Source organism: Serratia sp. PL7, from assembly GCF_945957435.1.
The window spans coordinates 1-24,965 of sequence record NZ_CAMFLB010000015.1 but is presented as its reverse complement, the minus strand read 5'-3'; the positions used below and the strand labels follow the sequence as shown (position 1 = coordinate 24,965).

At 59.6% G+C, this 24,965-nt stretch carries 28 protein-coding genes; 22 read left to right on the top strand and 6 right to left on the bottom strand.

From position 1 onward, the window contains the following. Positions 1-13: 13 nt before the first annotated feature. Positions 14-646: a cAMP-activated global transcriptional regulator CRP gene (gene crp / locus N6G83_RS36555; protein ID WP_004090925.1), complete on the bottom strand. Its 633-nt coding sequence runs from the start codon at positions 644-646 to the stop codon at positions 14-16. 382 nt (positions 647-1,028) lie between these two features. Here crp and N6G83_RS36550 point away from each other — a divergent pair, with 382 nt between their 5' ends. Beyond that, on the top strand, positions 1,029-1,436 hold the full coding sequence (locus N6G83_RS36550; protein ID WP_025304517.1) for an OsmC family protein: 408 nt from the start codon (positions 1,029-1,031) through the stop codon (positions 1,434-1,436). Between the two features lie 38 nt (positions 1,437-1,474). Here the strand turns inward: N6G83_RS36550 and N6G83_RS36545 are convergent, their stop codons facing one another. The 3 genes from N6G83_RS36545 to N6G83_RS36535 form a co-directional block, all read right to left on the bottom strand. Next, positions 1,475-2,344, bottom strand: coding sequence for a phosphoribulokinase (locus N6G83_RS36545; RefSeq protein ID WP_025304516.1), 870 nt, complete (start codon positions 2,342-2,344; stop codon positions 1,475-1,477). Between the two features lie 151 nt (positions 2,345-2,495). Next, positions 2,496-2,729 (bottom strand): YheU family protein, encoded by a 234-nt coding sequence (locus N6G83_RS36540; RefSeq protein WP_004930376.1) that lies wholly within the window; start codon positions 2,727-2,729, stop codon positions 2,496-2,498. Continuing rightward, entirely contained in the window at positions 2,726-3,706 is a 981-nt protein-coding gene (locus tag N6G83_RS36535) for a hydrolase (protein ID WP_025304515.1), read from the bottom strand. The genes N6G83_RS36540 and N6G83_RS36535 overlap by 4 nt, the downstream gene beginning before the upstream one ends. 118 nt (positions 3,707-3,824) lie before the next feature. Here N6G83_RS36535 and N6G83_RS36530 point away from each other — a divergent pair, with 118 nt between their 5' ends. The 6 genes from N6G83_RS36530 to tauD all read left to right on the top strand — a co-directional run bounded on the left by N6G83_RS36530 (position 3,825) and on the right by tauD (position 8,785). Next, positions 3,825-4,427, top strand: coding sequence for a LysE family translocator (locus N6G83_RS36530; protein WP_260516204.1), 603 nt, complete (start codon positions 3,825-3,827; stop codon positions 4,425-4,427). Between the two features lie 10 nt (positions 4,428-4,437). Next, positions 4,438-5,220 (top strand): PhzF family phenazine biosynthesis protein, encoded by a 783-nt coding sequence (locus N6G83_RS36525; RefSeq protein ID WP_260516203.1) that lies wholly within the window; start codon positions 4,438-4,440, stop codon positions 5,218-5,220. Between the two features lie 114 nt (positions 5,221-5,334). Further along, the gene (gene tauA, locus N6G83_RS36520) at positions 5,335-6,330 is read left to right on the top strand and encodes a taurine ABC transporter substrate-binding protein (protein ID WP_025304512.1); all 996 of its coding nucleotides are present in this window, start codon (positions 5,335-5,337) and stop codon (positions 6,328-6,330) included. Between the two features lie 9 nt (positions 6,331-6,339). Next, positions 6,340-7,107 (top strand): taurine ABC transporter ATP-binding subunit, encoded by a 768-nt coding sequence (gene tauB, locus N6G83_RS36515; protein WP_025304511.1) that lies wholly within the window; start codon positions 6,340-6,342, stop codon positions 7,105-7,107. Beyond that, entirely contained in the window at positions 7,104-7,940 is an 837-nt protein-coding gene (tauC, locus tag N6G83_RS36510; protein WP_033631937.1) for a taurine ABC transporter permease TauC, read from the top strand. Before tauB ends, tauC begins: the two co-directional genes overlap by 4 nt. Beyond that, the gene (gene tauD / locus N6G83_RS36505) at positions 7,937-8,785 is read left to right on the top strand and encodes a taurine dioxygenase (protein ID WP_043138862.1); all 849 of its coding nucleotides are present in this window, start codon (positions 7,937-7,939) and stop codon (positions 8,783-8,785) included. Before tauC ends, tauD begins: the two co-directional genes overlap by 4 nt. Positions 8,786-8,788: 3 nt before the next feature. Here the strand turns inward: tauD and N6G83_RS36500 are convergent, their stop codons facing one another. Continuing rightward, a complete protein-coding gene (locus N6G83_RS36500) occupies positions 8,789-10,702 on the bottom strand; it encodes an ABC transporter ATP-binding protein (protein ID WP_060435113.1) in 1,914 nt (637 codons plus the stop codon). Between the two features lie 129 nt (positions 10,703-10,831). On the opposite strand from N6G83_RS36500, the gene kefG reads away from it, so the two are divergent. The 7 genes from kefG to N6G83_RS36465 all read left to right on the top strand — a co-directional run bounded on the left by kefG (position 10,832) and on the right by N6G83_RS36465 (position 17,969). Further along, the gene (kefG, locus tag N6G83_RS36495) at positions 10,832-11,383 is read left to right on the top strand and encodes a glutathione-regulated potassium-efflux system ancillary protein KefG (RefSeq protein WP_025159909.1); all 552 of its coding nucleotides are present in this window, start codon (positions 10,832-10,834) and stop codon (positions 11,381-11,383) included. Between the two features lie 2 nt (positions 11,384-11,385). After that, entirely contained in the window at positions 11,386-13,194 is a 1,809-nt protein-coding gene (kefB, locus tag N6G83_RS36490; protein WP_043138857.1) for a glutathione-regulated potassium-efflux system protein KefB, read from the top strand. Between the two features lie 14 nt (positions 13,195-13,208). Further along, positions 13,209-13,412, top strand: a complete 204-nt coding sequence (locus N6G83_RS36485) for a YheV family putative zinc ribbon protein (RefSeq protein WP_015379274.1) — start codon at positions 13,209-13,211, stop codon at positions 13,410-13,412. 112 nt (positions 13,413-13,524) lie between these two features. Then, on the top strand, positions 13,525-14,112 hold the full coding sequence (gene slyD / locus N6G83_RS36480) for a peptidylprolyl isomerase (protein WP_004930407.1): 588 nt from the start codon (positions 13,525-13,527) through the stop codon (positions 14,110-14,112). A 92-nt stretch (positions 14,113-14,204) separates the two neighbouring features. After that, entirely contained in the window at positions 14,205-15,233 is a 1,029-nt protein-coding gene (locus N6G83_RS36475; protein ID WP_089196320.1) for a LacI family DNA-binding transcriptional regulator, read from the top strand. A gap of 122 nt (positions 15,234-15,355) precedes the next feature. Next, complete coding sequence (gene nhaC, locus N6G83_RS36470; RefSeq protein ID WP_049206071.1) at positions 15,356-16,795, top strand: Na+/H+ antiporter NhaC; 1,440 nt, start codon at positions 15,356-15,358, stop codon at positions 16,793-16,795. A 1-nt stretch (position 16,796) separates the two neighbouring features. Further along, positions 16,797-17,969: a MalY/PatB family protein gene (locus tag N6G83_RS36465; protein WP_025304504.1), complete on the top strand. Its 1,173-nt coding sequence runs from the start codon at positions 16,797-16,799 to the stop codon at positions 17,967-17,969. Positions 17,970-17,984: 15 nt separating this feature from the next. Here the strand turns inward: N6G83_RS36465 and N6G83_RS36460 are convergent, their stop codons facing one another. After that, the gene (locus N6G83_RS36460; RefSeq protein ID WP_025304503.1) at positions 17,985-18,212 is read right to left on the bottom strand and encodes a SlyX family protein; all 228 of its coding nucleotides are present in this window, start codon (positions 18,210-18,212) and stop codon (positions 17,985-17,987) included. Positions 18,213-18,568: 356 nt separating this feature from the next. Here N6G83_RS36460 and fkpA point away from each other — a divergent pair, with 356 nt between their 5' ends. The 8 genes from fkpA (at position 18,569) to fusA (ending at position 24,850) form a co-directional block, all read left to right on the top strand. Then, positions 18,569-19,408, top strand: coding sequence for an FKBP-type peptidyl-prolyl cis-trans isomerase (gene fkpA / locus N6G83_RS36455; RefSeq protein WP_025304502.1), 840 nt, complete (start codon positions 18,569-18,571; stop codon positions 19,406-19,408). A 373-nt stretch (positions 19,409-19,781) separates the two neighbouring features. Next, the gene (locus N6G83_RS36450; RefSeq protein WP_004930418.1) at positions 19,782-20,504 is read left to right on the top strand and encodes a transcriptional regulator; all 723 of its coding nucleotides are present in this window, start codon (positions 19,782-19,784) and stop codon (positions 20,502-20,504) included. Continuing rightward, positions 20,504-20,893 carry a sulfurtransferase complex subunit TusD gene (gene tusD, locus N6G83_RS36445; protein ID WP_033636259.1) on the top strand — a complete coding sequence of 130 codons (390 nt, stop codon included), beginning with the start codon at positions 20,504-20,506 and terminating at the stop codon, positions 20,891-20,893. Before N6G83_RS36450 ends, tusD begins: the two co-directional genes overlap by 1 nt. Positions 20,894-20,900: 7 nt before the next feature. Next, entirely contained in the window at positions 20,901-21,260 is a 360-nt protein-coding gene (tusC, locus tag N6G83_RS36440; protein WP_025304500.1) for a sulfurtransferase complex subunit TusC, read from the top strand. A 9-nt stretch (positions 21,261-21,269) separates the two neighbouring features. Further along, positions 21,270-21,557 carry a sulfurtransferase complex subunit TusB gene (tusB, locus tag N6G83_RS36435; RefSeq protein WP_025304499.1) on the top strand — a complete coding sequence of 96 codons (288 nt, stop codon included), beginning with the start codon at positions 21,270-21,272 and terminating at the stop codon, positions 21,555-21,557. A gap of 143 nt (positions 21,558-21,700) precedes the next feature. Continuing rightward, positions 21,701-22,075 carry a 30S ribosomal protein S12 gene (gene rpsL, locus N6G83_RS36430; protein ID WP_004930426.1) on the top strand — a complete coding sequence of 125 codons (375 nt, stop codon included), beginning with the start codon at positions 21,701-21,703 and terminating at the stop codon, positions 22,073-22,075. A gap of 96 nt (positions 22,076-22,171) precedes the next feature. Continuing rightward, positions 22,172-22,642, top strand: coding sequence for a 30S ribosomal protein S7 (gene rpsG, locus N6G83_RS36425; RefSeq protein WP_004956203.1), 471 nt, complete (start codon positions 22,172-22,174; stop codon positions 22,640-22,642). Between the two features lie 93 nt (positions 22,643-22,735). Further along, positions 22,736-24,850: an elongation factor G gene (gene fusA / locus N6G83_RS36420; RefSeq protein WP_025304497.1), complete on the top strand. Its 2,115-nt coding sequence runs from the start codon at positions 22,736-22,738 to the stop codon at positions 24,848-24,850. The last annotated feature ends 115 nt before the right edge of the window (positions 24,851-24,965 follow it).

The window sequence follows — 24,965 nt, the reverse complement described above, 5'->3', positions numbered from 1 at the left end:
GTTTCTTCAGGGATTAACGGGTGCCGTAGACGACAATGGTTTTGCCGTGGGCGGAAATCAGGTTTTGATCTTCCAGCATTTTCAGAATACGGCCAACGGTTTCACGCGAGCAGCCGACGATCTGGCCGATCTCCTGACGGGTGATCTTGATCTGCATGCCGTCCGGGTGAGTCATGGCGTCGGGTTGCTTCGCCAGATTCAGCAGGGTTTGCGCGATGCGGCCGGTCACGTCCAGGAAGGCGAGGTTGCCCACTTTTTCGGAGGTAACCTGCAGGCGGCTCGCCATTTGGGCGGACAGGCGCATCAGGATGTCCGGGTTCACCTGGATCAGCTGGCGGAATTTCTTGTAGGAAATTTCGGCCACTTCACAGGCGGTTTTCGCGCGAACCCAGGCGCTGCGCTCCTGGCCTTCTTCGAACAATCCGAGCTCGCCGATGAAATCCCCCTGGTTGAGGTAGGACAGGATCATCTCTTTACCTTCTTCATCCTTGATCAGCACCGCGACGGAGCCTTTCACGATGTAGTAAAGCGTTTCGGCCTTTTCACCTTGGTGAATCAGCGTACTCTTCGATGGATATTTGTGGATATGGCAATGAGACAGGAACCATTCGAGAGTAGGGTCTGTTTGCGGTTTGCCGAGAACCATTCGCTGTTATCCTCTGTTGTTATCGCTGCCTTGTGTCACAGGGGTCAGAGTTCCCTGTAAAACCCGCCTGTAGCCGCAGTCATGAGCGAGGGCTACCGGCAAGTTTTGAGGCGTGTCATAAAAATACGCTGTCGCTCTAGCATATTAACTTGCCGTAAGCGCTGCAAGCTACATTCTGTTAACATACCGGTAAAGGAGCCTTTCTCTGGGCGTTTCCCTGAAATTCAGTGTCCCGGAAAGATTTATTGCGGCTCTGTTTGTAGCACAGAGTAAGGCGGGTGTCTCGTGTTGTCTCGCTTCAGCATGATTAGCATCAGGTTACGTTGCCTGTTTCTATGCGAAAGCGTACTCTGATTTTAAGAAATTAACCGGAGTGACCAGAATGCAGGCAAGAGTTAAGTGGGTGGAAGGGTTAACGTTTTTGGGTGAATCGGCCTCCGGCCACCAGGTGCTGATGGACGGCAACGCCGGCGATAAAGCGCCGAGCCCGATGGAGATGGTGCTGATGTCGGTGGGCGGCTGCAGCGCGATTGACGTGGTGTCCATCCTGCAAAAAGGGCGCAACGACGTGCGCGACTGCGAGGTGAAGCTGACCTCCGAGCGCCGTGCAGAAGCCCCGCGGTTGTTCACCCATATCAATCTGCACTTCATCGTCACCGGTCAGGATCTGACCGACAAAATCGTAGAGCGTGCGGTGAACCTGTCGGCGGAGAAATACTGCTCGGTGGCGCTGATGCTCAACAAGGCCGCCACGGTGACCCACAGTTTCGAGATCCGCCAACCGGCGTAATCGAGACGGAGCGCGGCCCGCCGCCGCGCTCAACGCATTTATTCGATCTTCTTGCCTTCCAGCAATCGCTGCACCAGCGGCGCCATGATCAGCTCCATCGCCAGCCCCATCTTGCCGCCCGGCACCACTAACGTATTGATGTGCGAGATAAACGAGCCCTGCAGCATCGCCAGCAAATAGGGGAAGTCAATCTGATCCAGCCCGCGGAAGTGGATCACCACGAAGCTTTCATCCAGTGAGGGAATGGCTTTGGCGGCGAACGGGTTGGAAGTGTCCACCGTCGGCACGCGCTGGAAGTTGATGTGGGTGCGCGAGAACTGCGGCGTGATGTAGTTGATGTAATCTTCCATCGAACGCACCACCGAATCCATCACCGCCTCGCGGGAGTGGCCGCGCTCGCCGGTATCGCGGATCAGCTTCTGGATCCACTCCAGGTTGACGATCGGCACCACGCCGACCAGCAGATCGACGTGGCTGGCCACGTCATGGTGTTCGGTGACCACACCGCCGTGCAGCCCCTCGTAGAACAGCACGTCGGTCGGCGCCGGCAGCGGCTCCCATGGGGTGAAGGTGCCCGGCACCTGATTGTAGGGCACCGCTTCGTCGTAGGTGTGCAGGTACTTGCGCGAACGGCCGGTGCCGTTTTTGCCGTACTCGATAAAGCTCTGCTGCAGCAGGCCGAAGTCGTTGGCCTCGGGGCCGAAATAGCTGATGTGTCTGCCCAGATCGCGCGCCTTGCGGATCGCCGCGTCCATTTCCGGCCGGGTGTAGCGGTGGAAGCTGTCGCCCTCCAGTTCGGCGGCGCGAATGTTGAGCTGTTGGAAGATTTTGCGGAACGCCACGCTGGTGGTGGTGGTGCCGGCGCCGCTGGAACCGGTCACCGCGATAACGGGATGTTTGGCAGACATGGTGGTTGTCACTCCGTGTTGAATGCGCCGGCGTCAGGGGATTATTGTGGCTCTTGTTGACGCTCTCTATGTCAGGAAAAAATGGCGCTCGCTGGTTTGCAATGTCCCATTGTTACCTGATTTTTTCCGTCAGTCATAGAACCGAACGCCACTAAATTTCTTCCTGCCCGGCGCGGAACTGGCCGCGCGGCATGATGTTGACGCTCTCATGCAGTTCTGACCACACCAGCACCACTTCGCCGTTTTTCAGCTGGCGGCGCACGTCCTCCACCTTCTGTTCCAGCGATCGTTCGTGCTCGCCGTAATCGGTGCCTTCGCGCAGCACAAAGGATTCGATCAGGCTGTTCAGGGTGTCGGTTGCCAGTTCTTGCCAGGGAATGATCACGTCGGGATGTCCAGATAAGGGGAAAGCCAGGCCGGAATGCGATGCTCCAGCCACATGTGCGGTTTTTTCAGCGTGCCGCCGACGAAGCCGACGTGGCCGCCGAACTCGGTCAGCTGATATTCGATATTGCGCGGCAGGCCGGCGACGTCGGGGATCACCTCATGGGTCATGAAGGGATCGTCCTTCGCATGGATGATCAGCAGCGGCGTTTGGATCGCCGGCAACAGCGGCAGAGCGCTGCAGCGGCGATAATAGTCGGTGGCGTCGCTGAAGCCGTGAATGCGCGAGGTGATGGCGTCGTCGAACTCGCGGATGCGCCGCAAACCGTTCAGCTGTGACAGCTTGAGCGGCAGGGTGTCCGGGTAGTGCAACAGTTTGCGGGTGGCGTTTTGTTTCAGTTGCCCCAGCAAATAGCGCTGATAGACGCGGGAGAAGCCTTGCTCCATGCGGTAGGCGCAGGGTTCCAGCATCAGCGGCGCTGAGACCACCACCGCCGCCTGCAGCAGGCTGTCGGCGCCTTGCTGCGCCAGATAACAGGCCAGCATGTTGCCGCCGAGCGAAACGCCTACCGCCGCGGTTGGCACCTCGCCGTAGCGGTCGCGCAGCCAGCGCAGGAAGAAGCGCGCGTCTTCGGTTTCGCCGGAGTGGTAGATGCGCTGTTTGCGGTTGGGCACGCCGCTGCAGCCGCGAAAGTGCATCACCACCCCGAGCCAGCCACGTTCGCGCCAGGCGTTGAGCAGGCCATGCGCGTAGGGGCTGTAGAAGCTGCCCTCCAGACCGTGGAACAGCACCGCGCGCGGTTTATCGCGCGCCTGCGCCGGATCCTCGCTCCAGGCAAGATCGACGAAGTCGCCGTCGGGCAATTCCAGCCGTTGCCAATGCGGTTTCAATAACACGCGGCGGCGCACCAGCCGCGGCAACAGCGTTTGCAGGTGCGGGTTACTGGCCCCGGTCAGGGGGCGAAAGGTGTTAGGCATAGGCTGAGTAAAATGTTGTGGGCGGCTATTGTGAGATCCCTAGCGCACTGTTAGCTTCAATACCAAGAATTAACAATGATACTGCAAAAAAGCGCCTTGGGTGAGGAGCACCCGTGCCATGGAACCGAGTTTATTCCTTTCGATGCTGGGCTTCCTGTGGGTCGCCGCCATCACGCCAGGCCCCAATAACCTGCTGCTGACCACCTCCGGCGCTAACTTCGGCTTTATGCGATCGCTGTGGCTGATGATCGGCATCATGCTCGGCATGCAAAGCATTTTGCTGCTGGTGGCCTTCGGCGTCGGCAGCCTGATCCTGGTTTACCCGTCGCTGCACCTGATCCTGAAAATCCTCGGCAGTTTGTACCTGCTGTGGCTGGCGTGGCAAGTCGCCACCGCCGCCTATGAAAAGCTGGAAACCGACGTGGCGCCGCCGCAGCCGGTGCGGCTGTATCAGGGCTGGCTGCTGCAGTTCCTCAACCCGAAAGCCTGGCTGATGGCGCTGGGCGCGGTGGCGAGCTTCAGCCTGGCGGGCGATAAGTACAACGGTTCCATCGCGGCGATCGCGCTGGGCATTTTGGCGGTAAACATCGTCGCCGGCGTTATCTGGCTGGCGTTCGGTACCCTGATCGGCCGCCTGCTGCGCAGCAAAAAGGCCTGGGTTATCTTCAACGTTTCCATGGGGTTGTTGACCGCAGCCTGTGTGTTACTGATCTGGCATTAAGGAGTGAACGATGGCGGAAAATTATTATCACGTGGTTGCTTTTACCGGCAAAGGGCTGCGCGGCAACCCGGCCGGGGTTTGCCTGCTGACGCAGCCGCTGCCGGCGGAGCGGTTGCAGGCGATCGCCAACGAGATCGGCCTGCCGGAAACCAGCTTTGTTTGGGATGACGGCGACATGACCGCCATTCGCTGGTTTACCCCGGAGCGTGAGGTCGATCTTTGCGGCCACGGCACGCTGGCGGCGGCGCATGTGATGTTCAGCGCGGTTAACCCGGCGCTGAAGGATATTCGCTTCCGTTCGGCCGGCGGCGAGCTGTTCGTCAAGCGCGATGAGCGGGACGGGGAGCGGCTGGTGCTTGATTTCCCCGCCAGGCCGCCGCAGAAAGTCGCCGAACCGGCGGGCCTCGCGGCGCTGTTGGGCGTGCAGCCGCAGGAAGTGTGGCAGGCGAAAGCGCTGCTGGTGGTGGTGGAAAATGAGGCGCAGGTGCGCGCGCTGCGCCCGGACATCCCGGCGCTGATCGCATTGGCCGGCCGCGCGGTGATCGTCACCGCGCCGGGTGACACCGTGGACTTCGTTTCGCGCTATTTCACGCTCGACGGCGGCGAGGATCCGGTGACCGGCTCCGCGCATTGCACATTGATGCCTTACTGGACGGCGCGCCTCGGCCGCCATCGGTTGCACGCCCGGCAGATTTCGGCGCGCGGCGGCGAGCTGTTCTGCGAACTGCAAGGGGATCGCACGCTGCTCGGCGGCTATGCTCATGTGTTCCTGCACGGAAGTATCGCGCTGTAATCTGCGGTTATATTACTCAAGGTAATAAAGAAGACTTTTTTATTCTTTTATCGCCCGTCATCGCTCAGATAAAACTGTCAGCAACTGAACAGATTTTTATCAACGGAGCGGAACATGGCGGGCAAACTCTTTTCCTTACGTAACGTGGCGCTGCTGGCGTTGTCGCTCAGCGCGGCCAGTGCCTACGCGGTGGACGTGACCGTGGCGTACCAGACGTCGGCAGAACCGGCCAAGGTGGCGCAGGCGGAAAACAGCTTCGCCAAACAGTCCGGTGCGACCGTCGACTGGCGTAAGTTCGACAGCGGCTCCAGCGTGCTGCGTGCGCTGGCCTCCGGCGACGTGCAGATCGGCAATATCGGCTCCAGCCCGCTGGCGGTGGCCGCCAGCCAAAAACTCCCCATCGAAGTGTTCCTCATCGCCTCGCAGCTCGGCAGTTCTGAAGCGCTGGTGGTGAAGAATGACATCAAAAGCCCGCAGGATCTGATCGGCAAGCGCATTGCGGTGCCGTTTATCTCCACTACCCATTACAGCCTGCTGGCCTCGCTCAAACATTGGGGCATCAAGCCTGAACAGGTGAAGATCCTCAATCTGCAGCCGCCGGCCATCGCCGCCGCCTGGCAGCGCGGCGACATCGACGGCGCCTACGTCTGGGCGCCGGTGGTCAACGAACTGGCCAAACAGGGCAAGGTGCTGACCGACTCCGCGCAGGTGGGCGAATGGGGTTCACCGACGCTGGACGTGTGGGTGGTGCGCAAAGACTTCGCCGAGAAACATCCCGACGTGGTGACCGCCTTTGCCGCCAGCGCCCTGCAGGCGCAAAAGGCCTACCTGACGGCGCCGGAACAGTGGCTGAAAGATCCGAGCCATCTTAGCACCTTGGCGCGCTTGAGCGGCGTACCGGAAGCGCAGGTGCCGGAACTGGTGAAGGGGAACCGTTATCTGCCGGTGGCCGATCAGGTTGCCCAGCTCGGCCAGCCGGTGGACAAGGCAATCCGCGATACCGCCGAATTCCTCAAGCAGCAGGGCAAGATCCCGCAGGTCGACAGCGACTACAGCGCTTACGTCACCGACCGTTTTGTGAAACAGGTGCAGGCTGCGCCGCAGTCGTAAGGAAGCAGGATGCTAAACGTCAATCATCTTTCAGCAGAGTATCAGGGGCGGCCCGCGCTGCGTGACGTGTCGTTCCAGATCGCCGCCGGGCAACTGGTGGTGGTGCTCGGCCCATCGGGCTGCGGCAAGACCACGCTGCTGAATTTGATCGCCGGGTTTATCGAGCCTTCAGCTGGCAGCATCACGCTGGATGGAACGCCCGTTCACGGCCCGGGCGCTGAACGGGGCGTGGTGTTCCAGCATGAGGGTTTACTGCCGTGGCGTAACGTGGTGGACAACGTCGAGTTCGGCCTGCAGCTGGCCGGCGTCGGCAAGGCGCAGCGTCGCCAGGTGGCGGAGCAGATGCTGCAGCGCGTCGGTCTGGCCGGTTACGAGCGGCATTTCATCTGGCAGCTTTCCGGCGGCATGCGCCAACGCGTCGGCATCGCCCGCGCCCTGGCCGCGGATCCACGCCTGCTGTTGCTGGATGAACCGTTCGGCGCGCTGGACGCGTTTACTCGCGAGCAAATGCAGGAGCTGCTGCTGACCATCTGGCGCGATACCGGCAAGCAGGTGCTGCTGATCACCCACGATATCGAAGAGGCGGTGTTCCTCGCCAGCGAGCTGCTGCTGCTGTCGCCGGGGCCGGGGCAGGTGGTGGAGCGATTGTCGCTGAACTTCGGCCAACGCTATGCCGACGGCGAAGCCTGCCGCTCGATTAAGTCCGATCCTGAATTTATCGCGCAGCGCGAATACGTGCTGGGCAAAGTTTTCCAACAGCGCGAGGCCTTGCTATGAGCCTGCATTCCACGTTAAAGGCCGCGGCGCAGCCGCAGGGCAAAGCGGCGCGCCGTTTCAGCGTGCCGCGCAACGTTTGGTTGAGCGGCGCCACGCTGTTGACGGTGTTGATCGTCTGGTGGGGCGTGACGGCGCTGCAGCTGATCAGCCCGCTGTTCCTGCCGGCGCCGCAGCAGGTGCTGCATCAACTGATCACCATCGCCAGCCCGCAAGGCTTTATGGACGCCACGCTGTGGCAGCATCTGGCGGCCAGCCTGGGGCGCATTTTGGTGGCGCTGCTGGCGGCGGTGATCGTCGGCATTCCGGTGGGCATCGCCATGGGGCTGAACGACACGGTGCGCGGCATCCTCGATCCGCTGATTGAGATCTATCGTCCGGTGCCGCCGTTGGCGTATTTACCGCTGATGGTAATTTGGTTCGGCATCGGCGAGACCTCGAAAATCTTGTTGATCTATCTGGCGATTTTCGCGCCGGTGACGCTGTCCGCCGTGGCCGGCGTGCGCAGCGTGGCGCAGGTGCGGGTGCGCGCCGCCCGCGCGCTGGGCGCCACGCGTTGGCAGGTGCTGCGTTTCGTGGTGCTGCCGAGCGCGCTGCCGGAGATCCTGACCGGCATCCGCATCGGGCTGGGCGTCGGCTGGTCGACGCTGGTGGCCGCCGAACTGATCGCCGCCACGCGCGGCCTGGGATTTATGGTGCAATCCGCCGGTGAGTTTCTGGCGACCGACGTGGTGCTGGCCGGCATCGGCGTGATTGCGGTGATTGCATTTGGGTTGGAGCTGGGGCTGCGCGCCCTGCAGCGCCGATTGACCCCGTGGCATGGAGTACAGCAATGAACGAACGTCTGAATATCACCCCGCTGGGGCCTTACATCGGGGCGCTGGTGGAAAACGTCGAGTTGGCCCGGCCGTTGGGCGATGGCCAGTTTGAACAGCTTTATCATGCGCTGCTCAAGCATCAGGTGCTGTTCTTCCGCAACCAGCCGATCACGCCGCTGCAGCAGCGCGATCTGGCCGGCCGCTTCGGCGATCTGCACATCCATCCGGTCTATCCGCACGCCACCGACGTGGAAGAGATCATCGTGCTCGATACCCACGACGACAACCCGCCGGACAACGACAACTGGCACACCGACGTGACCTTTATCGAGAACCCGCCGCTGGGGGCGATCCTGGCGGCCAAGACCTTGCCTTCCACCGGCGGCGATACGCTGTGGGCCAGCGGCATCGCGGCCTACGAGGCGCTGTCGGCGCCGTTCAGAACGCTGCTCGCGGGGCTGCGCGCGGAACATGACTTCACCAAGTCGTTCCCGGAGTACAAGCATCGCGGCAGTGAAGAAGAACACCAGCGTTGGCAACTGGCGGTGCAGAAAAATCCGCCGCTGCTGCATCCGGTGGTGCGTACTCATCCGGTCAGCGGCCGGCAGGCGCTGTTCGTCAATGAAGGGTTCACCACGCGGATCGTGGATGTGGCGCCGAAGGAGAGCGACGCTTTACTGAACTTCCTGTTTGCTCACATCACCAAACCGGAGTTTCAGGTGCGCTGGCGCTGGCAGGAAAATGACGTGGCGATCTGGGATAACCGCGTGACGCAGCACTACGCCAACGCGGATTATCTGCCGCAGCGGCGCATCATGCACCGCGCGACCATTCTGGGGGATAGGCCTTTTTACAAGGACTGAGGCTTAGGCTTCGAACGCCTGCGTTAACTGCTCCAGCTGTTCCTGTGCATCCAGCCAGGTCATTTCCGTCTCTTCGAGCGCGGATTTGGCCTGGCTTTGCTTTTGCAGGCAGTCGGTCAGTTCGGCCTTGCGGCTGATGTCGTACAGTGCGGGATCCGCCAACTGCTCTTCCACCGCCGCCAGTTCGGCGCCCAGTTTTTCCATCTGCTGTTCCAGCTTGGCGATCTGCTTGCGCAGCGGTTGGGTCTGCGTACGGAACTCCGCCTCGCGGCGTTTTTGGTCCTTGCGCGCCTGCGCGCTGTTGCCGCCGCTCTCTTTTTCCGGTGCATCCTGCTGGTTTTCCTGGCGCTGCAGGTCGACAAGCCACTGCTGGTAGTCGTCGAGATCGCCCTCGAAAGGCTCGACCTGGCCGTCATGCACCAAGTACAGATCGTCGGTGGTGGAGCGCAGCAGGTGACGGTCGTGCGAGACCACCACCAACGCGCCTTCGAAATCGATCAGCGCCTCGGTCAGCGCCTGACGCATGTCGAGATCCAGGTGGTTGGTCGGTTCATCGAGCAGCAGCAGGTTCGGGCGTTGCCAGACGATCAGTGCCAGCACCAGCCGCGCCTTCTCGCCGCCGGAGAAACGTTCGGTCACTTCGCTGACCTTGTCGCCCTGGAACCCGAAACCGCCCAGGTAATCTCGCAGCTGCTGCTCCAGCACCCGTGGCGCGATGCGGCTCAGATGCTGCAACGGCGATTCGTCGGCGCGCAGGAATTCCAGCTGGTGCTGGGCGAAGTAACCCAGCTTGATGCCTTTCGCCAGGCCGATCTCGCCGCTCAGCGGTTCCAGGGTGCCGGCCAGCAGTTTGATCAACGTCGATTTACCGGCGCCGTTGCGGCCGAGCAGGCCAATGCGTGAACCGGGTACCAGGTTCAGCTTGATTGACTTCAAGATCACTTTATCGCCATATCCGGCGCTGACTTTTTCCATGCGCAGCAGCGGGTTCGGCAGGCTTTCCGGCGGGCGGAAGCTGAAGGTGAACGGGTTGTCGACGTGCGCCGGGGCGATCAGCTCCATGCGCTCCAGCATCTTGATGCGGCTCTGCGCCTGCTTGGCCTTGGAGGCCTTCGCCCGAAAACGGTCGATATAACTTTGCAGGTGCGCCACTTTTTCTTGCTGATGCTGATACAGCGACTGTTGCTGCGCCAATTTGGTGGCGCGCTGGCGTTCGAACGACGAGTAGTTGCCGGTGTATTCGTTCAGGGTCTGCTGTTCGATATGCAGGATCTTGTCGACAATCGGATCGAGGAAGTCGCGGTCATGCGAGATCAGCACCAGCGTGCCGGGGTAGCTTTTCAGCCAGCGCTCCAGCCAGATCACCGCATCGAGATCCAGGTGGTTGGTCGGTTCGTCGAGCAGCAGCAGGTCGGAACGGCACACCAGCGCCTGCGCCAGGTTGAGACGCATGCGCCAGCCGCCGGAAAAGTCGCGCACCGGGCTTTGCAGCTGTTCGTTGGAGAAGCCGAGGCCGTGCAGCAGGCTGGCGGCGCGGGAACGGATGGTCCAGGCGTCGATGGCGTCCAGCTTACCGTGCAGGGTGGCGATGGCGTGGCCGTCGTTGCGGTCGTTGGCGGCCTGCAGTTCGGCTTCGAGCTGGCGAAACTCGCGGTCGCCGTCGATAACATACTCGATCGCCGGCACGTCCAGCGCCGGCGTCTCCTGGTTGACCCAGGCCAGCGCCCAGTTGCCGGGGAAGGTAAAGCTGCCGCCATCCGCCGCGATCTCGCCCTTCAGCAGCGACAGCAGCGTGGATTTGCCGCAGCCATTTTTGCCCACCAGGCCGACCTTCTGACCTGGATTAACCGTCGCCGTGGCGTTGTCCAGCAGGACGCGGATGCCGCGTCGGATTTGTAGCGAGGAGAATACAATCATAAAGCGCCGTATGTTCAGAGTATGTTAAATTATCATTAAGGTAACAGAACGCGCACCGCGCGCTGTTTTTGTCTTTGCGATGCATGGTAGCGGAAAACCGCTACTCTGACGACGCTTTGGAGGGGAATGATGTCGCAGCCGCCCAAGGTCTTGCTGCTGTATGCCCATCCGGAATCCCATGACTCGGTGGCGAACCGGGTTTTGCTTCGACCGGCGCAGCAGTTGGAACATGTCACCGTGCACGATCTCTACGCGCACTACCCTGATTTTTTTATCGATATTCATCACGAACAACAGCTGCTGCGTGAGCATCAGGTCATCGTGTTTCAGCACCCTCTGTATACCTACAGCTGTCCGGCGCTGCTGAAGGAGTGGCTGGATCGCGTGCTGTCGCGCGGCTTCGCCAGCGGGGTGGGCGGCAATGCGCTGGCGGGCAAATACTGGCGCTCGGTGATCACCACCGGTGAGCCGGAAGGCGCCTACCGCACCGGCGGTTATAACCACTATCCGATGGAAGATATCCTGCGGCCGTTCGAGCTGACCGCCGGGATGTGCCATATGCACTGGCTGACGCCGTTCGTGGTTTATTGGGCGCGGCGGCAGAAGCCGGAGGTGTTGCGCAGCCATGCAGACGCCTACGGCGAGTGGCTGAGCCACCCGCTGCCGCACGGAGGGCGGTGACCATGGAAGGATCGACCTTACTGACCGCCATTTTGCTGTTCCTGTTTGCCGCGGTGGTGACGGTGCCGATCGCCCGTCGCCTGGGGATCGGCGCGGTGCTGGGCTATCTGATCGCCGGCATTGCCATCGGCCCTTGGGGATTGGGCTTCATCCGCGACGTTGACGAGATCCTGCACTTCTCCGAGCTGGGCGTGGTGTTCCTGATGTTCATCATCGGTCTGGAGCTGAACCCCAGCAAGCTGTGGGAACTGAGGCGCTCGATTTTCGGCGCCGGCGCCGGCCAGGTGTTGCTCACCGCGGCGGTGCTGGGCGCGTTGCTGTACCTGACGCACTTCGCCTGGCAGGCGGCGGTGATCGGCGGTATCGGCCTGGCGATGTCTTCCACCGCCATGGCGCTGCAGCTGATGCGCGAAAAGGGCATGAACCGCAACGAAGGGGGGCAGCTCGGTTTCTCGGTGCTGCTGTTCCAGGATATGGCGGTGATCCCGGCGTTGGCGTTGATCCCCATTCTGGCCGGCGCCGGCGGCACCAGCGACGACTGGGCGAAGATCGCGCTCAAGGTCGCGGCGTTCGGCGGCATGCTGATCGGCGGACGCTTTCTGCTGCGGCCGCTGTTCCGCTATATCGCCGCCTCCGGCGTGCGCGAGATTTTCACCGCCGCGGCGCTGTTGTTGGTGCTCGGCTCGGCGCTGTTTATGGAGGCGCTCGGCCTGTCGATGGCGCTCGGCACCTTCATCGCCGGGGTGCTGTTGGCGGAGAGCGAATATCGCCACGAACTGGAGATCTCCATCGAGCCGTTTAAAGGGCTGCTGCTGGGGCTGTTCTTTATCTCGGTGGGCATGGTGTTGAATATCGGCGTGCTCTACACCCACCTGGCCGAGGTGTTGATCGGCGTACTGGCGCTGGTGGCGGTCAAATCCGGCGTGCTCTATGGCGTGTCGCGTCTGTTCGGCCTGCGTAGCTCGGTGCGGCTGCAGTTTGCCGGGGTGCTCAGCCAGGGCGGTGAGTTTGCCTTCGTACTGTTTTCGGCGGCGGGGACGCAAAAGGTGCTGCAGCCGGATCAACTCTCTTTGCTGCTGGTGGTGGTGACGCTGTCGATGATGACCACGCCGCTGCTGATGCAGGTCATCGACCGCATTTTGGCGCGCCGCTATAACGCTAAAGGCGAAGACGAGGAAACGCCGTACGTAGAGGATGACGATCCGCAGGTGATCATCGTCGGCTTCGGGCGTTTCGGCCAGGTGATCGGCCGCCTGTTGATGGCCAACAAAATGCGCATTACCGTACTGGAGCGCGACGTCAGCGCCGTCGGCGTGCTGCGGCGTTACGGTTACCAGGTTTATTACGGCGACGCCACCGAGCTGGAGCTGTTGCGCGCGGCGGGCGCCGAAAAGGCCAAGTCGATCGTGATCACCTGCAATGAGCCGGAAGACACCATGGAGATCGTGCGGCTGTGCCAACAGCACTTTCCGAACCTGAGCATTCTGGCGCGCGCGCGCGGCCGCGTGGAGGCGCATGAGCTGCTGCAGGCGGGCGTGAAACAGTTCAGCCGCGAAACCTTCTCCAGCGCGCTGGAACTGGGGCGCAAGGCGCTGATGGAGTTGGGCATGCACCCGCATCAGGCTTTCCGCGCCCAGCAGCATTTCCGCCGCCTGGATATGCGCATGCTGCGTGAGCTGATGCCGCCGCATCAGGGCGACGTGGCGCAAATTTCCCGCGTGAAAGAGGCGCGGCGCGAGCTGGAAGAGCTGTTCCATCGCGAAATGCAAAAAGAAAGTCGCCAGTTCGACGGCTGGGACGAATACGAATAAGCGGGAGCATAACGATGTCTGCAACACGTAAGAGATTTATCGCCGGGGCGGTGTGCCCGAGCTGTAGCGCTATGGATACGTTGGCGGTATGGCGGGAGGATCAGGTGGAAGTGGTGGAGTGCGTCAAGTGCGGACACCATCAGCGCCAGACCGAACAACAGGTGGAAAAACACGTTCGCCCGCAAGAGCAGGTGATCGGCATTTTCCAGCCGAAGTAGCGTTTTTTTATCCCGGAGGGTACAGCGAGGCAGATTTCCGTTACAATCTGTCCGGAAAAGGCGCGCATCCCGATAACGGTGCGCGTCCTAGTAGCCAACGGTAGGAGATATCATGAAAGTAGCAAAAGACTTGGTGGTCAGCCTGGCTTACCAAGTACGTACAGAAGACGGTGTTTTGGTTGATGAGTCTCCGGTGAGCGCACCGCTGGACTATCTGCACGGGCATGGTTCTCTGATCGCAGGTCTGGAAAAAGCACTCGAAGGCCACGACGTTGGCGATCGTTTTGACGTTCACGTCGGCGCGAACGACGCGTACGGCAACTACGACGAAAACCTGGTGCAGCGCGTACCGAAAGACGTCTTCATGGGCGTTGACGAACTGCAGGTCGGCATGCGTTTTCTGGCTGACACCGATCAGGGCCCGGTACCGGTTGAAATCACCGAAGTTGACGGTGACCACGTCGTGGTTGACGGCAACCACATGCTGGCTGGCCAAAACCTGAACTTCAACGTGGAAGTTGTCGCGATCCGCGAAGCGACCGCAGAAGAGCTGGCGCACGGTCACGTACACGGCGAGCACGACCATCACCACGAGCACGGTGAAGGTTGCTGCGGCGGTCACGGCCACAGCCACGATCACGACCATGGTCACGACCACGGTAAAGGCGGTTGCGGTAACGGTGGTTGCGGCTGCCACTAAGCAGAACGCAATCCCGAGACAAGAGGGCGGCCATTGGCTGCCCTTTTTTATGCGCGGCGCACCAGGCGCCGAACGGCACAACAGGACATGCCATGGCCACCATGAAAGACGTTGCGCGCCGCGCCGGCGTTTCCACGGCCACCGTCAGCCGGGTGATCAATAATTCCGCCTACGTTGAACCGGTGACCCGCGAACGCGTCGAGAAAGCGATGCGCGAGTTCAATTACCACCGCAACGCCGCCGCGCTGGCACTGGCGAAAAGAAGCGGCAATATGCTGGGGTTGCTGACCGGCAACCTCGACGATCCGTTTTTCTCGCGCCTGGCGCGGGGCGTGGAAGACATCACGCGGCAGGCTGGCGTGCGTTTGATGTTGTGCAGCGGCGGGCATCAGGCCGAACTGGAAAAAAGCGGCCTCGACTTTCTCATCAATCAGGGATGCGAAGCCATTGTGGCGCACGTCACGCGCATGGGAGAAGAGGAGCTGCTGCGCTACGCCGCCCACACGCCCGCGCTGGTGCTGGTCAATCGCTACCTGCCGGCCATCGCCAATCGTTGTATTTGGCTCGACAATGCCAAGGCGGCACAGGCGGCGACCGAGCTACTCATTCGCCAGGGGCATCGGAGAATCGCCTGCGTGACGACGGATTTGCCGATCGACGACCGCGCACAGCGGTTAGCGGGTTACCGCAAGGCCATGGCCGCCGCTGGTATTGAGGTGCCCGGAGCCTGGATCATCAGCGTGCCCTTCAACGAGAAAGGGGGCGAGTTAGCGGCCGAGCGCGTGCTGGCCAGCGACCCACGCTTCACCGCCGCAGTGACGTTCAACGACGTGATGGCCGCCGGCATGATGCGCACCTGCCATCAACGGCACATTCAGTTGCCCGAGGCGCTGTCGATCGTTGGCTTTGACGACATTGCCCTGGCGAAATATCTCCACCCTTCGCTGACCACTGTGCATTACCCCATCGAGAAAATGGCCCGACGCGCCGCGCGCCTCGCGCTGCAGATCCACAGCGGCAGCGACGTCGCGCCGCAGAACAACCGCTTTTCGGCCGAGCTTATCCTGCGAGACTCTGTCACCGATGGCGAGCCGCATGAGCAAAGCAAGCGCGGCGAATGAGAGACAAGTCACACAATGTGAGCGCATGAAACCGATTACATGGCCGGTTGCCTGCGCTCACATCCTCCGATTATCGAAGCCATTACGCTGTTGCAGTACCCCATCTTCAACAGGAGCCGTATATGGATAATAAGAAAACGCTCAACCTTGGGTTGGCGACGCTGCCGATTGTGGCCATGCTGTTGCTGCTCATCATCGGCTATGGCCAGTTTGGCCTGCGCATTGAACCGCTTCTGCTGGTTTCCGCCGCCATCACCGCCGCGCTGGCCTGGTGGCAAGGTTACCGCTGGGACGACATCATCGAGGCCATCGTGGCCAAGCTGGCGAAGGCCATGCCGGTGATCATGATCCTGATCTGCGTAGGTGGCCTGATCGGCACCTGGATGATCAGCGGTACAATCCCTTACATGGTGTATTGGGGGCTGAAGCTGATCAGTCCGCAATATATTCTGATTGCCGCGTTCTTCATCACCAGCGTGATCTCGGTGTGCACCGGCACCTCGTGGGGGGCAGCCGGCACCGTGGGCGTGGCGCTGATGGGCGTGGCCGCCGGTTTAGACGTGCCGCTGGCCGCCGCGGCTGGGGCGGTGGTGTCCGGCGCCTACTTCGGCGACAAAATTTCGCCGTTGTCCGATTCGACGAACTTCGCGGCTATCGTTGCGGATACCGATCTCTACAGCCATATCCAGCATCTGATGTACACGACGTTGCCGAGCTTCATCCTGGCCGCCGTGGTGTACCTGATCGCCGGCCACACCGGCGCGGTGGGCAGCGTGGCAACGCCGGAAAAAGTGACCGAAATCGTCAGCGCGCTTGAGGGGCTGTACCATTTCAACCTGCTGTTGATCCTGCCACCGGTGCTGGTGCTGTGGGGCGCAGTGACCAAACGGCCGGTGATCCCTGTCATGCTGGCCGCCTGCGCGCTGGCGATCGCCATCGGCGTCGCGCTGCAGGGTTTTAGCCTGCAACAGGGGCTGAATGCGTTGATGGACGGCTTCAATCTGTCGATGTTCGCCAGCCAGGGCCATAACGTCGAAGGGATCGTCGCCGATGTGCCGCGCCTGCTGAACCGCGGCGGCATGTTCTCGATGATGAGTACGATCCTGCTGGTGTTCTGCGCCTTTTCCTTCGCCGGCGCCCTGACGCTGACCGGCGCCCTGACGGTGATCATCAGCCGGCTGCTGCACGTGGTGCACACCACCGGCCAACTGATCGCCGCCACCGTTGCCACCACGATCCTGGTGACCGGCGCGACCAGCGACGGCAAGCTGGCGCTGCTGATCCCAGCGGAGCTGTTCAAAGGGGCCTATCGGCGCATGGGGCTGGACAACAAAAACCTGTCACGCACCGTCGAGGATGCGGGCACCGTTATCGAGCCGCTGATCCCGTGGACGGCCGCCGGTATTTACATGGCGACCACGCTGGGGGTCAGCACGCTCGATCTGCTGCCGTGGGCGATCCAATGTTATGCCGCGGTGGTGTTCGCCCTGATTTATGGGTTCACCGGCTTCGGTATCGCCAAACTTCAACCTCAGAACGATTTGCAGCGTAAGGAAGCCTGACATGACGAGTCATTTCAACGCCATCATCGATCGCCACAACACCAGCTCCGTGAAGTGGGACTTCATCGACCGCTATCTGCAACTGGATGGCAGCGAACTGTTGCCGATGTGGGTGTCCGATTTCGATTTTCCATGTCCGCCAGAGGTGCAACAGGCGCTGCATCAGCGGGTGGACCACGGGGTCTTTGGCTACAGCGAACGTGACGACGCCTACTATCAGGCGGCGATCGACTGGTTCGCCAAACGGCACGACTTGCCGCTGCGGCGTGAGTGGTTTACGTCGATTGAGGGGGTGGTGCCCGGATTGGCGATGCTGATCCAACTGCTCAGCAAGCCGGGGGACGGTGTGGTGGTGCAGGGGCCGTATTATGGCTCGTTCGCCAAGATAGTCACCATGAATGGCAGAGAGGTGCTTGAGAATCCTCTGTTGAAAACTCCGCAGGGATATCGGATCGATTTCGACCAGTTGGCTGCCTGTCTGGCACAGCGTAAACCGCCGCTGTTGTTGCTGTGCAATCCGCACAATCCGACAGGCCGTTGCTGGCGCCGCGATGAACTGGAGCGGCTCATGGCGCTTTGCCATACCCACGACGTTACGGTGATCTCCGATGAGATCTGGGCCGATCTGCTGCTGCCCGGCGAGACGTTTACGTCGGTGTTGCATCTGGACAAGAAATATCGCGAGCGAGCGATTGCGGCGACGTCCGCCAGCAAAACGTTCGGCCTTTCCTCGCTGCGCATTTCGAATTTCCTGATCCCCAACGCTCGGCTTCGGCAGGCGTTTGTCGATCGGCTGAATGCCCACGGGCTGGATGTGTTCAACGCGCTATCGATGACGGCGGCGACCGCGGCCTATCAACGGGGTGCTGTCTGGCTTGATGAGCTGCTCAGCTACCTGGCGGAGAATCGGCGTTGGTTTGAACGGGCGCTGGCGGCCGCCGCGCCCTGGTGCACGATGACCCAGGCAGAAGGGACCTATCTCGCCTGGCTGGATTGCCGTGCACTGGGTTTGAGCGATGCTGACTTACAGCAGGCGCTGGTGGCGGTGGCAAAGCTGGCTCCGTCGATGGGCAGCGGTTTCGGCCCGCAGGGGAGCGGTTTTATCCGCATCAACCTGGGGTGCCCGCGCCGGTATCTCGAGCGTGCCGTCGATGGGTTGGCACGCCTGAAATAACCGCGCAACGGACCCTCAATAGTGCGGCGGAGGGGTTTCTTCCGATTGCGAGGCGATCATTGAGGTTTGGGTCGAGCGCAGCTTGTCGGTCAACATGCGCAGGTGTTCGCGCATCTTCAGCATTTCCATTTGATGCTGGGTAACGGTCTGGTTGAGCTCTTCGATGGTGAGCTCTTGGAAAGCCTGACGGCTCTCCAGTTCTTCAAGCCGCTGTAGCAGGCGTTGAATGTCGGCGTTGTGCATGAGGCTACCTCTGACGCGATAAAATCCTGATTCGGCGCTATGGTAACAGCTGGCGCCGGGTTTGCTCGCGCTATTTCTTCAGACGGCGCGCAACGTTGCGATCGGCAGTGTAAAGTGCTGAAAAGTTGCGCGCCCGATACGCCGTTTTTTGCTAACCTCGCCGAATATTCTGCAAGAAAAATCTGATTTATCATACGAGTAGCACGCAGGGGGAAACTTCTCGGCAAAGTGGGAGTCACACTTTGACTCGATTGGTTACCTGTGCGACTGTTTTGTTTTGTTTCAGGCAGCTATAGTAGCCCGGTTATCTTACCTAATGATTGTTTGGGGCATTGCTTCAGACACTGGAGAAATGGATGAAATCTTTGTTTAAAGTCACGCTTCTGGCAACCACCATGGCTTTTGCTCTGAATGCGACCCAGGTCATGGCAGCCGATGCCGCCAAACCGGCAGAAGCCGCTAAACCAGCGGACGCGGCAGCAGCGCCAAGCACCGGCAAGTTCAAAAACGACGACGAGCAAGCGGCTTACGCACTGGGCGCCTCTCTCGGCCGTTACATGGACAACTCTCTGAAAGAGCAAGAGAAGCTGGGCATCAAGCTGGACAAAGATCAGCTGATCGCCGGCGTTCAGGACGCGTTCGCCAACAAGAGCAAGCTGAACGATGCCGACATCGAGAAGACCCTGCAGGGCTTCGAAGCGCGCGTGAAGGCTTCCGCTCAGGCGAAGATGGAGCAGGACGCCAAGGACAACGAAACCAAAGGCGCCAAGTATCGCGACAGCTTCGCTAAAGAAAAAGGCGTGAAGAAAACCGAATCCGGCCTGCTGTATCAGGTAGAGAAACCGGGCGCGGGTGAAGCGCCGAAAGACAGCGACACCGTGGTGGTGAACTACAAAGGCACCCTGACCGACGGTACCGAGTTCGATAACTCCTATACCCGCGGCGAGCCGCTGTCGTTCCGTCTGGACGGCGTGATCCCTGGCTGGACCGAAGGTCTGAAGCACATCAAGAAAGGCGGAAAAATCAAGCTGGTGATCCCACCGGCGCTGGCCTACGGCAAAACCGGCGTTCCGGGCATCCCAGCTAACTCCACGCTGGTCTTCGACGTTGAGCTGCTGGACGTGAAAGCGGCGCCGAAAGCCGACGCTAAAGCCGAAAAACCGGCTGATGCGAAAGCCGATACCAAAGCGAAATAATCTCGTCGCTTTGTTTGCCACCGCCGCGGATGCCCTCCGCGGCGGTTTTCATTTTGGCCGCCGCCGCCTCTCTCGCCATTGAACGCTTGACGCCTGCCGGGCATCGGGCTTAACGTCAATACCACGCGCAAACGCAAGGACTTTGCTCCGGCCGCTTTGCTAGACTAATAATTCTGACTTATCAGTCATGCGTCTGCCCCTTAGGGCGTGTACCTAAAATTGTTCCCGGCCGCCTCGCCCGCGGATGTCATCGTGCCGTTTTATGCGGCTCTCAGCCAGCCGCGCGGCGGCATGCCGACGACGGCAGCGATCCGGTCCGAGCGGTTTTAGCTGCGCCCCCTGGCACAGGCGATCTATGAGGGTGGTATCTTCGATGTCGAATTCGCTTTTATCCAGCGAAGCCAGCGAACTTGATTTGCTGAATGAACGTCCGTTTACTCAAACGGATCATGAAATCCTGAAATCCTATGAAGCGGTGGTCGACGGGCTGGCGATGTTGATCGGCGGCCACTGTGAGATCGTATTGCACGCGCTGGAAGACCTGAACAGCTCGGCGGTGCGCATCGCCAACGGGGAACACACCGGGCGCAAAATCGGCTCGCCGATCACCGACCTGGCGCTGCGCATGCTGCACGACATGGCCGGCGACGACAGCAGCGTGTCGAAAGCCTACTTTACCCGCGCCAAGAGCGGCGTGTTGATGAAATCGGTGACCATTGCCATTCGCAATCGCGAGCAGCGGGTGATCGGCTTGCTGTGCATCAACATGAACCTCGACGTGCCGTTCTCGCAGATCATGCAGACTTTTATGCCGCCGGCCACGCAGGACGTGCCGTCGTCGGTGAATTTCGCCTCTTCCGTCGACGATCTGGTGGCGCAGACGCTGGAGTTCACCATCGAAGAGGTGAACGCCGACCGCTCGGTGTCCAATAACGCCAAGAATCGCCAGGTGGTGCTCAACCTCTATGAGAAAGGCATCTTCGATATCAAGGATGCGATCAATCAGGTGGCGGATCGCCTGAATATCTCCAAACACACCGTGTATCTGTACATCCGCCAGTTCAAGAGTGGCGATCTGTTGGGAAGCGACCGTTGATGCTCGATTATTGTCTGTTGGTCACCGGCCCGGCTTACGGCACGCAGCAGGCCAGCAGCGCCTATCAGTTCGCTCAGGCTTTGCTGGCGAAAGGGCACCGGCTTTCCAGCGTTTTTTTCTACCGTGAAGGGGTGTTGAACGCCAACCAACTGACCGCGCCGGCCAGCGACGAATTCGACCTGGTGCGCGGCTGGACGCAGCTGGCGCAGCAACACGGCGTGGCGCTCAACGTCTGCGTTGCTGCCGCGCTGCGCCGTGGCGTCACCGACGAGCAGGAGGCGGCGCAACAGGGGCTGGCAAGCGCCAACCTGCAGCCCGGCTTTACCCTGAGCGGGCTGGGTTCCCTGGCCGAAGCGTCGCTGAGTTGCGACCGTCTGGTGCAGTTCTGAGGATATGATGAAACGAGTCGCTTTTGTTTTCACCCACGGGCCGCACGGCGGTGCCGGCGGCAGGGAAGGGCTGGATGCGCTGCTTGCCACATCGGCGCTCAGTGAGGATTTGGGGGTGTTTTTTGTCGGCGATGGCGTATTGCAGCTGTTGCCGGGCCAGCAACCGGAAAAAATCTTGGCGCGCAATTACATCGCCACCTTCGGCGTGCTGCCGTTGTATGACGTGGAGCGCTGCTATCTATGCCAGGCTTCGCTGCAGGAGCGTGGGCTGAGTCAGGTGACCGATTGGGTGCTGGATGCCGAGGTGCTGGCGCCGGATGAATTGCGCCGCCAATTGGCCGGTTACGACGCCGTGATGACGTTTTAGGATCTTCTGATGCTGTATACCCTGAGCCATTCGCCAAACCAATGTGACTTACCTGCGCTGCTGCGCCTGGCGGCGGAGGGCGACGCGCTGTTGCTGCTACAGGACGGCGTGCTTGCAGGCCTTGCCGGCAGCGCTCATCTTGAATTGCTGCTCGCCGCCCCCATATCCCTTTATGCGCTGCAGGATGACCTGGAAGCCCGGGGATTGGTTGGTCATTTTTCGCACAAAATCACTGTCATCGGCTATAATCACTTCGTTGAATTAACCGAACAACACCGCAGCCAAATGGCCTGGTAATGAGAGTGATGTTGTATATTTCTTGACACCCATACTGGTCAGCCCTAAAATTCTGCGTCCTCGTACTCTGCCAATAGTGCATACGAGGGGATTTATCACATGTTTACGAAGCTAGTACGAAGCAAAAACCAGGAGCTTTTTTAATGGCAACAATTAACCAGCTGGTTCGCAAACCACGCTCTGTGAAGGCTGCTAAAAGCAACGTTCCAGCGCTGGAAGCCTGCCCGCAGAAACGTGGCGTATGCACCCGCGTATATACCACTACCCCGAAAAAACCAAACTCCGCACTGCGTAAAGTTTGCCGTGTGCGTTTGACTAACGGTTTCGAAGTGACTTCCTACATCGGTGGCGAAGGCCACAACCTGCAGGAACACTCCGTAATCCTGATCCGTGGCGGTCGTGTAAAAGACCTGCCAGGTGTGCGTTACCACACCGTCCGTGGTGCACTTGACTGCTCCGGTGTTAAAGACCGTAAGCAAGCTCGTTCCAAGTACGGCGTGAAGAAGCCAAAGGCTTAATGGTTCTCCGTTAAGTAAGGCCAAACGTTTTAACTTTAATGTCAAAATAAACTCGTAGAGTTTTGGACAATCCTGAATTAACAACGGAGTATTTCCATGCCACGTCGTCGCGTAATCGGCCAACGTAAAATCCTGCCAGATCCTAAGTTCGGATCTGAGCTGCTGGCCAAATTTGTAAATATCCTGATGGTAGACGGTAAAAAATCTACTGCAGAAGCAATCGTCTATACCGCGCTGGAGACCCTGGCTCAGCGTTCTGGTAAAGATCACCTGGAAGCTTTCGAAGTCGCTCTCGACAACGTTCGCCCGACTGTAGAAGTTAAGTCGCGTCGCGTTGGCGGTTCTACTTATCAGGTACCAGTTGAAGTCCGCCCGGTTCGTCGTAATGCTCTGGCAATGCGTTGGATCGTTGATGCTGCACGTAAACGCGGTGATAAATCCATGGCTCTGCGCCTGGCGAACGAGCTGTCTGACGCAGCAGAGAACAAAGGTTCTGCTGTTAAGAAGCGTGAAGACGTTCACCGTATGGCCGAAGCCAACAAGGCGTTCGCCCACTACCGCTGGTAATCACCTGGCTGTAGTCATGCTAACCAAGCGGGCGCGTCAAATCGGCCCGCTTGGGTTAACTGAACTTGAACGCCCTAGGAATAGAGGAATCAAATGGCTCGTACAACACCCATTGCACGCTACCGTAACATCGGTATCAGTGCTCACATCGACGCCGGTAAAACCACCACTACCGAACGTATTCTGTTCTACACCGGTGTAAACCACAAAATCGGTGAAGTTCATGACGGCGCTGCCACCATGGACTGGATGGAACAGGAGCAGGAGCGTGGTATTACCATCACTTCTGCAGCGACTACTGCTTTCTGGTCTGGTATGGCCAAGCAGTTCGAACCGCATCGCGTAAACATCATCGACACCCCAGGGCACGTTGACTTCACCATCGAAGTAGAACGTTCCATGCGTGTGCTGGATGGCGCGGTAATGGTTTACTGTGCTGTTGGTGGTGTTCAGCCACAGTCTGAAACCGTATGGCGTCAGGCTAACAAATACAAAGTGCCACGTATCGCGTTCGTTAACAAAATGGACCGTATGGGCGCTAACTTCCTGAAAGTTGTTGGCCAGATCAAATCTCGTCTGGGCGCTAACCCTGTTCCTCTGCAGCTGGCTATCGGCGCAGAAGACAAATTCACCGGCGTTATCGACCTGGTGAAAATGAAGGCGATCAACTGGAACGAAGAAGACGCAGGCGTAACCTTCGAATACGAAGACGTCCCGGCTGACATGATGGATCTGGCTGAAGAATGGCGCCAGAACCTGATCGAGTCCGCTGCGGAAGCTTCCGAAGAGCTGATGGAAAAATACCTGGGCGGCGAAGAGCTGACCGAGGAAGAAATCAAAGCAGCTCTGCGTCAGCGCGTACTGAACAACGAAATCATCCTGGTTACCTGTGGTTCTGCGTTCAAGAACAAGGGCGTGCAGGCGATGCTGGATGCGGTAATCGAATACCTGCCGGCACCAACTGACGTTCCTGCGATCAACGGTATCCTGGACGACGGTAAAGACACTCCGGCTGAGCGTCACGCAAGTGATGACGAGCCGTTCTCTGCGCTGGCGTTCAAAATCGCTACCGACCCGTTCGTAGGTAACTTGACCTTCTTCCGCGTGTACTCCGGCGTTGTTAACTCCGGCGACACCGTGCTGAACTCCGTTAAGTCTGCGCGCGAGCGTTTTGGCCGTATCGTTCAGATGCACGCCAACAAGCGTGAAGAGATCAAAGAAGTTCGCGCAGGCGACATCGCCGCTGCGATCGGTCTGAAAGACGTGACCACCGGGGACACCCTGTGTGATCCAGACTCTCCAATCATCCTGGAGCGTATGGAATTCCCTGAGCCGGTAATCTCTATCGCCGTTGAACCGAAAACCAAAGCTGACCAAGAAAAAATGGGTCTGGCTCTGGGCCGTCTGGCTAAAGAAGACCCGTCGTTCCGCGTATGGACTGACGAAGAGTCTAACCAGACCATCATCGCCGGTATGGGTGAACTGCACCTCGACATCATCGTTGACCGCATGAAGCGTGAATTCAACGTTGAAGCTAACGTGGGCAAACCTCAGGTAGCTTACCGCGAAGCGATTCGCGCGAAGATTACCGACGTTGAAGGTAAGCACGCCAAGCAGTCTGGTGGTCGCGGTCAGTACGGTCACGTTGTGATCGACATGTACCCACTGGAGCCGGGCTCTAACCCGAAAGGTTACGAGTTCGTCAACGACATCAAAGGTGGTGTAATTCCTGGCGAATACATCCCTGCCGTTGATAAAGGCATCCAGGAGCAGCTGAAGTCTGGTCCGTTGGCTGGTTACCCGGTAGTAGACATGGGTATTCGTCTGCACTTCGGTTCTTACCACGACGTTGACTCCTCTGAACTGGCGTTTAAACTGGCCGCGTCTATCGCCTTTAAAGAAGGCTTTAAGAAAGCGAAACCAGTTCTGCTTGAGCCTATCATGAAGGTTGAAGTTGAGACTCCAGAAGAGAACACCGGTGACGTTATCGGTGACTTGAGCCGTCGTCGCGGCATGCTGCGCGGTCAGGAATCTGAAGTGACTGGCGTTAAGATCCACGCTGAAGTACCGTTGTCCGAAATGTTCGGCTACGCAACTCAGCTGCGTTCTCTGACTAAAGGTCGCGCATCATACACCATGGAATTCCTGAAGTATGATGATGCACCGAACAACGTCGCTCAGGCCGTAATCGAAGCCCGTGGCAAATAAGCCGCAGGGTTAAAACCAAAGTCCCGTGCTCTCTCCAGAAGGGGAGAGCGCTATAGTAAGGAATATAGCCGTGTCTAAAGAAAAATTTGAACGTACAAAACCGCACGTTAACGTT